The organism is Croceitalea sp. MTPC6, from assembly GCF_036985525.1.
Classification (GTDB): Bacteria; Bacteroidota; Bacteroidia; order Flavobacteriales; family Flavobacteriaceae; genus Croceitalea.
The window spans coordinates 64,073-73,201 of record NZ_BTGR01000013.1; the positions used below are offsets into that span (position 1 = coordinate 64,073).

11 protein-coding genes are annotated in these 9,129 nt (G+C 35.7%); 3 read left to right on the forward strand and 8 right to left on the reverse strand.

The window, feature by feature from the left end; genetic code table 11:
- Positions 1 to 117: 117 nt before the first annotated feature.
- From fmt to AACP56_RS17120, 3 genes are read right to left on the reverse strand one after another with little or no spacing between them, the layout of a single operon-like run.
- The gene (fmt, locus tag AACP56_RS17110) at positions 118 to 1,074 is read right to left on the reverse strand and encodes a methionyl-tRNA formyltransferase (protein WP_339334818.1); all 957 of its coding nucleotides are present in this window, start codon (positions 1,072 to 1,074) and stop codon (positions 118 to 120) included.
- Positions 1,061 to 2,956 (reverse strand): RecQ family ATP-dependent DNA helicase, encoded by a 1,896-nt coding sequence (locus AACP56_RS17115; protein ID WP_339334816.1) that lies wholly within the window; start codon positions 2,954 to 2,956, stop codon positions 1,061 to 1,063. Before AACP56_RS17115 ends, fmt begins: the two co-directional genes overlap by 14 nt.
- Positions 2,956 to 3,519: an ATP-binding protein gene (locus AACP56_RS17120; RefSeq protein WP_339334814.1), complete on the reverse strand. Its 564-nt coding sequence runs from the start codon at positions 3,517 to 3,519 to the stop codon at positions 2,956 to 2,958. The genes AACP56_RS17115 and AACP56_RS17120 overlap by 1 nt, the downstream gene beginning before the upstream one ends.
- A gap of 88 nt (positions 3,520 to 3,607) precedes the next feature.
- On the opposite strand from AACP56_RS17120, the gene AACP56_RS17125 reads away from it, so the two are divergent.
- The 3 genes from AACP56_RS17125 to murA all read left to right on the forward strand — a co-directional run bounded on the left by AACP56_RS17125 (position 3,608) and on the right by murA (position 5,960).
- Positions 3,608 to 3,895 (forward strand): DUF493 family protein, encoded by a 288-nt coding sequence (locus tag AACP56_RS17125; RefSeq protein WP_339334812.1) that lies wholly within the window; start codon positions 3,608 to 3,610, stop codon positions 3,893 to 3,895.
- 82 nt (positions 3,896 to 3,977) lie between these two features.
- On the forward strand, positions 3,978 to 4,631 hold the full coding sequence (locus AACP56_RS17130; RefSeq protein ID WP_339334810.1) for a DUF4290 domain-containing protein: 654 nt from the start codon (positions 3,978 to 3,980) through the stop codon (positions 4,629 to 4,631).
- Positions 4,632 to 4,652: 21 nt separating this feature from the next.
- A complete protein-coding gene (gene murA, locus AACP56_RS17135; protein WP_339334808.1) occupies positions 4,653 to 5,960 on the forward strand; it encodes a UDP-N-acetylglucosamine 1-carboxyvinyltransferase in 1,308 nt (435 codons plus the stop codon).
- Positions 5,961 to 5,965: 5 nt separating this feature from the next.
- Here the strand turns inward: murA and AACP56_RS17140 are convergent, their stop codons facing one another.
- The 5 genes from AACP56_RS17140 to AACP56_RS17160 form a co-directional block, all read right to left on the reverse strand.
- A complete protein-coding gene (locus tag AACP56_RS17140; protein ID WP_339334806.1) occupies positions 5,966 to 6,424 on the reverse strand; it encodes a pyridoxamine 5'-phosphate oxidase family protein in 459 nt (152 codons plus the stop codon).
- A gap of 178 nt (positions 6,425 to 6,602) precedes the next feature.
- Complete coding sequence (locus AACP56_RS17145) at positions 6,603 to 6,890, reverse strand: type II toxin-antitoxin system RelE/ParE family toxin (protein ID WP_339334804.1); 288 nt, start codon at positions 6,888 to 6,890, stop codon at positions 6,603 to 6,605.
- Entirely contained in the window at positions 6,883 to 7,122 is a 240-nt protein-coding gene (locus tag AACP56_RS17150) for a ribbon-helix-helix domain-containing protein (protein ID WP_138660197.1), read from the reverse strand. The genes AACP56_RS17145 and AACP56_RS17150 overlap by 8 nt, the downstream gene beginning before the upstream one ends.
- Positions 7,123 to 7,535: 413 nt before the next feature.
- Positions 7,536 to 8,075 carry a S41 family peptidase gene (locus AACP56_RS17155; RefSeq protein WP_339334802.1) on the reverse strand — a complete coding sequence of 180 codons (540 nt, stop codon included), beginning with the start codon at positions 8,073 to 8,075 and terminating at the stop codon, positions 7,536 to 7,538.
- Between the two features lie 24 nt (positions 8,076 to 8,099).
- On the reverse strand, positions 8,100 to 8,975 hold the full coding sequence (locus AACP56_RS17160) for a hypothetical protein (RefSeq protein ID WP_339334800.1): 876 nt from the start codon (positions 8,973 to 8,975) through the stop codon (positions 8,100 to 8,102).
- Between the last annotated feature and the right edge of the window lie 154 nt (positions 8,976 to 9,129).

Here is a 9,129-nt window from a genome sequence, read left to right on the forward strand (position 1 = left end):
TTGCCTTGGAAGCAAGTAAAATAAGGGGAAATCAGCGTTTTTGTTGATAACTCGGGCGGTTTGTTGATAAATGTGAGGTTTTTCAACGATTTTCCTTAGCCTAGTGGTAGTAAGGCTTTAGCGAACATAGGTGTTTTTTGACAGTTCTAGCCCATTTAGAACTTCATGGGTCTTCATTTTTCGCTTTCCTGGCAATTGAATTTCCAACAAATTAATATACCCATTTTCTACTGCTATTTTAATGGTCTTTTTTGTTGAAATCAATTTACCGATTGGGTGTTTATGTTTTTCAATTTCAAACTCTGTCTTATAAATTTTGAGCTGAAGTTTATCCTTATCATTATATAAGGTGGTCCACGCCGTAGGATAGGGGCTCAAACCTCTTATATGATTAAAAATATCATGAATTGGTTTTGACCAATCCACTTCGCAGGTCTCCCGATGGATTTTATGGGCAGGCTTTAAATCCTCCGATGTTGTCTGTTTTTTTAATTCAATATCATCACGTGCAATTTTTTCTACTGTTTTTAGTATTAATGATGCACCTAAATCCATCAATTTATCATGCAATTCTCCAGCAGACTCACTGTTTCCTATTCCTATGCTTTCTTGGAGTATTATTTCTCCAGTGTCTATCTTTTCATCTATAAAAAAAGTGGTAACACCGGTTTTGGTCTCACCATTAATAATTACCCAATTTATTGGAGCCGCCCCACGATATTGTGGCAATAGCGAGGCATGAAGGTTAAAGGTCCCATATTTTGGCATATCCCAAACTACTTTTGGTAGCATTCTAAATGCCACAACCACTTGTAAGTTAGCTTTTAGTTCCTTTAATTCCTCTAAAAAAGCTTCGTTCTTAAGGTTGGTGGGTTGTAAAACTGTTATTCCATTATCTTTTGCATATTCTTTTACTGCAGATTTCCTTAGCTTTCTTCCCCTTCCTGCAGGGCGGTCAGGAGCAGTTATTACGCCAACTACTTGATACCCTTTTGAAACTAGCTTATCCAATCCTGCAACAGCAAATTCTGGCGTTCCCATAAAAACGATTCGCAAATCTCTACTTTCTTTCATACTGATTTCTATGGTTAATTAGTATTTGCCCATCTTCCAATAATTCTTGAAGGGACAAAAGTACAATGGAATCATGTAAGCCTAACTTAAGTATTAACTCTCTTGATGAAAGGCTTTTACTTTCGAGTAGTTTTAAAATTGTATTCTTAACCATGTTGGTTTCGGCAACTTCAGTTTTGTTTAAAGTACATATATCACATACTCCGCAAACTCCATTAGTAGTCTCCCCAAAATAATTTAGTAGAAACACACTTCGGCATATAGTTTTATTTTCTACATAGTCCAACATCTTCTTTAGGTTCTCTGTCTTTGTTTCATTAAGGGAATTTATTGTTTTCGCAAATACGTTAATGGTTTTGTCATCTTCCCGAGGCACTAAGAATGTTAGCTCTAAATCATTTGAACTTGCAGAATATGTAACCAAGTTGTCTTTTTCTAATTGCTTTAAAATGTTGGTGATTTTAGGTTCTGAAAAGTTCGTTTTTTTAGTTATGAGGAATGGGTTTATTTTTGTCTCATAGTCAAACAGACCACCGTAAGTCCTTACTATTGTTTGTACTACTGGGGCAATATCTTTGTGCTTTTCCAGATAATTAAACAGTTCTTGTTTTTTTGCAATAAACTGTAATGTGACTTTTTGCCGATAGTTTTCGGAGAGTGATAATACAGAGTTTTGGTCCAAAACCCGAAGTCCATTGTATGTTAACAGAGAATTAAGCTCATATTTACCACAGAATTCATTAAAGTTCAGGCTAAAAGAATTACCGCTTCCTTCCCCGTAAGCAATTTGGAAATGACTGTTTAAACGCCTGTATAATTGTTTTACAAATGAAACATTAGGTAAGGATTTGGTAAATTGTTTTTTAGCCCACTCTTTATCTTCATTATTAGTAAGAATAATTGCCTTTGCTGGCTCACCATTCCTCCCAGCTCGTCCTGCTTCTTGAAAATAATTCTCCAAACTATCTGGTAACTGATAATGTATAACTGAACTTACATTTGGGTTGTCAATCCCCATTCCAAAGGCATTGGTGGCAACTATGACCTTTACTTTACTAGAAAGCCAATCCTGTAATTTTTTGGTTTTTTCAGCTTTGGAAAGTCCGCCATGAAAAAAGGTAGCACTTATTCCTTTCTTTGTCAATAGCTCATAAACCTCTAACGTTTTTCGTCTAGTACGAACGTAAACAATTGCACTTTGCTCAACTTCTCGCAGCTGCTGTACGATTTGATAACGCTTGTCCTCATAAACCTGTACCTGAAATGAAATGTTTTTCCTCTCAAAAGAATCTTTAGCGATATAAGCATTTTCTAACTGAAGATTTTCAAGAATGTCTTCTGCTACTTTTTTGGTTGCTGTTGCGGTCAAGGCAATAATGGGTTTGTCCGGCGCTAAGTCACGTAAAATAGAACACTGTAAATAAGCAGGTCTAAAATCATGCCCCCACTGTGAGATACAATGTGCTTCATCAATCGCAATAAGGTTTACATTCATTTGTTGAATACGTTCTTGTACTAATGATTGCTGTAACCGTTCCGGCGAGAGGTACAAGAACTTATAATTTCCATAAACGCAGTTATCCAATAAGTTGTTTAAATCTTCAAAAGATAAGACACCCGTTAAGCCTATGGCCTTAATTCCCTTTTCTCTAAGACTTTCTACCTGATTTTGTATCAAAGCAATAAGGGGCGATACTACAATACAAATTCCGTCAGTACATAACGAGGGTATTTGGTAACAAATAGATTTGCCACCACCAGTGGGCATTAGTGCTAGTGCATCTTTGTTACTGAGAAGTGCGGAAATCACCTCTTTTTGAGAGCCACGAAATGCAGTATGCCCCCAGTATTTTTTTAGAACAGCTATTGGATTTTCTTGCACTAAATGAGTTTTAATTCATTTAAAATAAAAGAAATACGTTCAGGAATGGTAGTTTTTGGAACTGAAATAGGGGAGTAACCAAATTCTTGATAGCTGTGAACCAAATTCTCATGCAATTTTTTTGCCTCTTCAAAGGTTTCTAAACGTTCGTTGTCCGATACATAGATTTCTTTCCAAGGCGGTAAGATAAAAACCTTGTCATATTTATAGTCTTCACAGATATCTGTGAAATCTTTGCCATAGGGTTGTTTAAAATAGTTCATGTAAGCTAGAACATCTGGCATTCCTCTATCAAAAAAACTAACTTCATGTTCTGTTTCTTCAGCTTCTTTAAAATGCGCCAATCTTCCTTGTAAAAGCAATTGGTTAAACTTAAATGGGTCGTCTACAAATGCCAAAGGATTGGAGACAGGTGTTTTTATCGTGCCTTCAGACTTAGCTTTAGCCGTCATGGTGCGTATTATTTCATGGAAGCAATGGTAGCCTTTTTCTTCCAAACCTTCAACTACTACTGTTTTTCCTGTACCGGGAGCACCGGATATCACTACTTTTTTTGTGTTCAAAAAACCTCTTTTGTGAACACAAAGTAATGAAATCGGTTTTAGGGAAAAAAATTGATTGCGAACAGATTATATTTGTAAAAAATCTTGCATGGATAAACAAAACCCAGAAGAATTTTACAAAAGGCTAAAAGGGCAACTATTAGAGAACAATTCTTGGCCTTCTAAATACCTGTATAAGTTTATAGTCCCTACGGACAAAGAAAAGATTAAAAATATAGCGGATATTTTTGACAATATGGGTGCGGTCATTGAATCCAAACAGTCAAAAAAGGGAACGTACACCAGTGTCTCTATAACTGTAATGATGGAAAACCCAGATACGGTTATCGAAAAATACAAGAAAGTTACAGTGATAGAAGGGGTTATTTCGCTTTAAAACCCTTTAAATGCAATAAATTTCTTAATTTGCGCAAGTATAACGGATACTTCTCGTTAACAATAATCAAAAACTTTCCAGTTTGAATTTAGTAGAAAACCTAGAATACAATACAGAACGCCCTCATTTAATCATTCCAGAATATGGGCGACACTTTCAAAAAATGGTAGACCACGCAGTCTCCATCGAAGATAAGGAAGAACGAAACAAAGTTGCAAAATCAATCATAAGTGTAATGGGGAATTTACAACCTCATTTACGTGATGTACCAGATTTTCAGCATAAACTTTGGGATCAGCTATTTATCATGTCAGATTTTAAATTGGATGTTGATTCCCCTTTTCCAATCACCACGAAGGAAGAGTTAAGACAACGCCCAGAGCCTCTGGAATATCCACAAAATCATCCTAAATATCGATTTTACGGGAACAATATCAAACGTATGATAGACGTTGCGGTAAGTTGGGAAAAAGGAGATTTAAGGGACGGATTGGAATACGCTATTGCCAACCATATGAAAAAGTGTTACTTAAATTGGAATAAAGACACCGTAGAGGATTCGGCTATTTTTAATCATTTAAAAGAACTGAGCAATGGTGAGATAGATTTAGCACCAGATGGTGAAAGTCTTACTGATAGCAACCAGTTCTTAAAAAATAGGGTTCAAAAATCCAATAAGAGCTATAACAACGGCAAAAAGAACCAACGAAACAACCGAAATAAAAAGAGATATTAATTATATCATCCAATTAAATAAATGGGGACATTTAGAATAGAGGGAGGTCATCAATTAAAGGGTGAAATTACCCCTCAAGGCGCAAAAAATGAAGCACTACAAATTCTTTGCGCAGTTTTACTTACCGATGAAAAAGTAACCATACACAACATACCGGACATTGTAGATGTAAATAAGCTCATTGCACTACTGGAAGATTTAGGGGTAAAAATCCAGAAGAAAGGAAAGGGTTCTTACACTTTTAAATCCGATGATATCAATTTGGATTACCTGCAATCTGACCAATTTAAACAGGACGGAAGAGGGCTTAGAGGCTCTATTATGTTAGTTGGACCACTTTTAGGCCGTTTTGGTAAAGGCTATATTCCAAAGCCAGGAGGAGACAAAATAGGAAGGCGAAGATTAGATACCCATTTTGAAGGCTTTATTAAGCTAGGCGCTAAGTTTAGATACAATAAAGAGGAATATTTCTACGGAGTAGAGGCAAAGAAGCTCAAAGGGACTTACATGCTTTTAGATGAAGCTTCAGTGACTGGAACCGCTAATATTGTAATGGGAGCTGTTTTAGCTGAAGGAACAACTACTATCTATAACGCCGCATGTGAGCCCTACCTACAACAGTTGTGCAAAATGTTGGTCAGAATGGGTGCGAAGATTTCAGGTATTGGTTCCAACTTATTGCACATTGAGGGAGTTGAACGTTTAGGAGGTACAGACCATACAATGCTACCAGATATGATTGAAATTGGTAGCTGGGTAGGTCTAGCAGCTATGACCCGTAGTGAATTGACCATAAAGAATGTTAGCTGGGACGATTTAGGACAGATACCAAATGCTTTTCAAAAGCTTGGGATAAAATTGGAACGTCGTGATGATGACATCTATATTCCTGCACATAAAGATGGGTACGAAGTACAGAATTATATAGATGGTTCTATTTTAACCATCTCTGATGCTCCTTGGCCTGGATTAACACCAGACTTATTGAGCATTTTATTGGTGGTAGCCATACAGGCTAAAGGGGAAGTCGTGATTCACCAAAAAATGTTTGAGAGCCGTTTGTTTTTTGTGGATAAGTTATTGGATATGGGTGCTAAAATTATTCTTTGCGACCCACATAGAGCTACTGTCATAGGTCATAATTTCCAATCTACCTTAAAGGCAACCACCATGACCTCACCAGATATTAGGGCAGGGGTATCTTTGTTAATTGCGGCACTTTCTGCAAAAGGAACATCTACTATTCATAATATAGAACAGATAGACCGTGGTTACGAAAATATTGATGAGCGATTACGTGCTATAGGAGCTAAGATAGATAGGGTTTAAACATTTTATCTTAATAGTCCATAGGCTTTTTTTGCACTTTCAACTTGGTTTTTTTCAGTTGTTTCCGGATATAACAAATATTTTGGAGCGATAATGGGTTTTATTTTTTCAACTGTAATTTTTGTAATTGTCGCAAATGGAAATTTCCCGCCTGTCATTTCTAGCAGTATTTTTTCCATATCAGCGAATTCTGGATTCTTTTTACCTATGATTTTGGCTTTCCCAGCGACTTGAAACCCTTTTTGTACTAGAATATCAATAAAACTAACACAAACATTTTCATTTTGTTTAATGTTCTTTACTGTTTGTGGGGAAGCAATATTTGCAACGAGTATTGCATTGGTCCCATAATACTTGAAAATTTCTTTGGGGGAAACATTAGGGATATTATCAGAAGATGCAGTTGCTAACCAACATAAAACACTCTTATCTATATATTCTTTTACTTCTGATGTTAATTCCATTTTTTTAACGGCTTCGGCTATACGTAGCTAAAGCTTATTGTTTTGGTTTTTCTTTTGTTGTTCCAAAGCTAAATCCATAAGATTAAGCGACTTCATAAATATAAACAGACCTTTCGATTTTTCCCTAAAGTCCGCATTACGTTTAGGTTGTGTTGGCAACAGTATTTTTACGTGCAGTTTAGAGTATGTTTTTCAAATCCTGTTTTCCGACAATCGCCATTATGTCGACCGTATCATTATTGATTTTGTAGTAAATACTGTCCGAACCGCAAACACATCTCCGATACCCTTTCTTGATGTATTCGACAGATTCAAATGAATATGGTCTTTTGGCTATAATGTCAAAACATTCAAAAAACGTATCGAAGTATATATCGGCTTGTTGCACTCCAAATTTTTTGACTCCGTAACTATGAATGCGTATCAGGTCATTTTTAGCCTCATTACTTAATTTATACTTAGTCATTAAGTTTAGACTTGGATTGTGCTAAGATTTGTTCCTTGCTATCATTGGTAAATCCGCTATTTTCAGATTTTTCCAATTTAGCTCTTATCCAGTCAATTTCGATTTGTTGATTTCTAGCCTGACGAATTAAGTCATTAACAAGTTCGCTTTTACTTGAGTACTCTTGATTATCAACTTGCGTTTTTAACCATTCATCATTTGGTCGCGTGAAAGATATGCTCTGTCTAGCCATAAGAAATATATTTTGATGCTAATTTACACCAAAAACGAACCAAATGTAAATTTTTATGATATTGTTGCCAACGCCGCGCTATGTGGAGTCCGGCGAATTTTAAGGAAATATAGCAAAATCCTTTTAACAATGCTGTGTGAATCAGACTTCCGTTTAATCACATGGCATTGTTTGCCAAGTAGTCCGCGTTAGCGGACGTTACCTTGCTGGATTTTGCGGTATTGGGAATAAAATTTGTCGACCAGATTGCATATAGCGTCCTGATACGCCGCAGGCGTATGCTACACCATCGGTTTTGGCTATGGTTTCGTTACCGAATGGTGCGCGAGTATCATTCCGCCGTAACCATAAATTTAGCAAAAAGGCTTGAAATTCCGATTAGGGATTTCAGCCGTAATGAACTATAGCCGTTGTTAGTGGCTGTTTTTATTTTCTTCTATCATTTTTATTAAATCAATAACAGTGTTTTTATGACTGTTCAGTACGTCTTCTTTAATAAAAACTTCCAATTCAATATCAGGTTTAACTCCATAGACCTCAAAAAAATCGCCATCTTTATTAATCAATCTCTGATTAGAATAGGTTGTATAAAAATCTCCAATTGATTTTCCAAGCATACCTGATAAAGTTCCTAGAGTATTTGTTCCAACCAGTTTAACATTCGGTAAGGCGTCCATCATCATAGCAAAGCCTTCTGCTGCACTTCTGCTGATATCAGTAGTCAAGACATAAACTGGTTTCGTAAACCTTATAGAATCAGCTGGATAAATAATTACATCATCCTCATTATAAAAATCACTATTATTATATACTTGACTAGTATGGGACAATACTGGAATATCTGTAAAATAACTGGCAATAGTAAGTGCAGTCGCATCATAACCTCCAAAGTTAAAACTGACATCAATTATAATGGCATCTTTATCTTTGAAGGCTGTTATGATGTTCTCCATATAAGTGTTTAGGCTATCTATTTGCTACTTTCGTGTAAATTCTTTGTCTAAAAAACCTGCAAAAGAGTGAATATGGATATAGCCAATATTTTCCGTTAATTCGCCCCATTCAAGTTTGTCGTTTGCTATTTTTTGTCCATTTCCTTGTAACAAACTATCTGAAATGTTTTTATAATTAGTACCAAAAAATAAATCGAAATATTCGTTAAGGTTTTTTACTTCTGATTGTTCCTTGAATGACTCCTTGACAATTTCTGCTGAAGGTGTTACTCGGTATTGCAGAGATTTTCCAGTCTCTGAAATTACTTTTGTATGTTGGTCTTTTGTTAATGTGGCGATTTGTCCCATGGTTTTGAAGAGGGCTTCATCTCCTTTTGAAACACTATCCTTGTATTCGTTGTGTAATTCATTCCAGTTCAGTTTCCTTCTTTCACTAAAGGCATAGTTTTCACGCATTGTCTCTAGATACAATTCAAAAGACTTTTTAGGGCTCAATTTTGTCATTTCGGAAAAATCAATTGTATTATCAGGAAGCCTACCAACTCTAACAAAATCTTTTTTTGTTTGCAGTTTTTGGGTTTCATCACTATAATCCGTTGAGTAAATTCCAAGAGTATCTTCATGAATTATAAATTGACTTTCGGAATTTAATAGACCTTCGAGATAATCGTTTTTTTCTTTGTAACAGAAGCTTTTAGTGTAACTGTAAAGTAAAATACTATCCTTGCGTACTTCCAAGTAATACCCATTTCCAATCGACTTCCAAACACCATGAATTAAGGGATTGGTTTTGTTGGATTCTTTTTGAAAAGTACTTTGAAGATTATAACTCTTATTGACTTTCTTTTTGTCACAGCCTAAAAAAAATAGAATGGTTAATATGTAAATACTATATCTCAAATTTAAAATTCTAAACGGTTTATCTAAATTGCCGCTAACGGTCTCGGCTATGAGTAGTTGCGTGGTTTAGCACTTAACTTTGCAAATACACACCAAGTTGGAAATTCCACAGGAATTTCCAAAGTAGGCTCTAACTAGCAATGAATTATACACA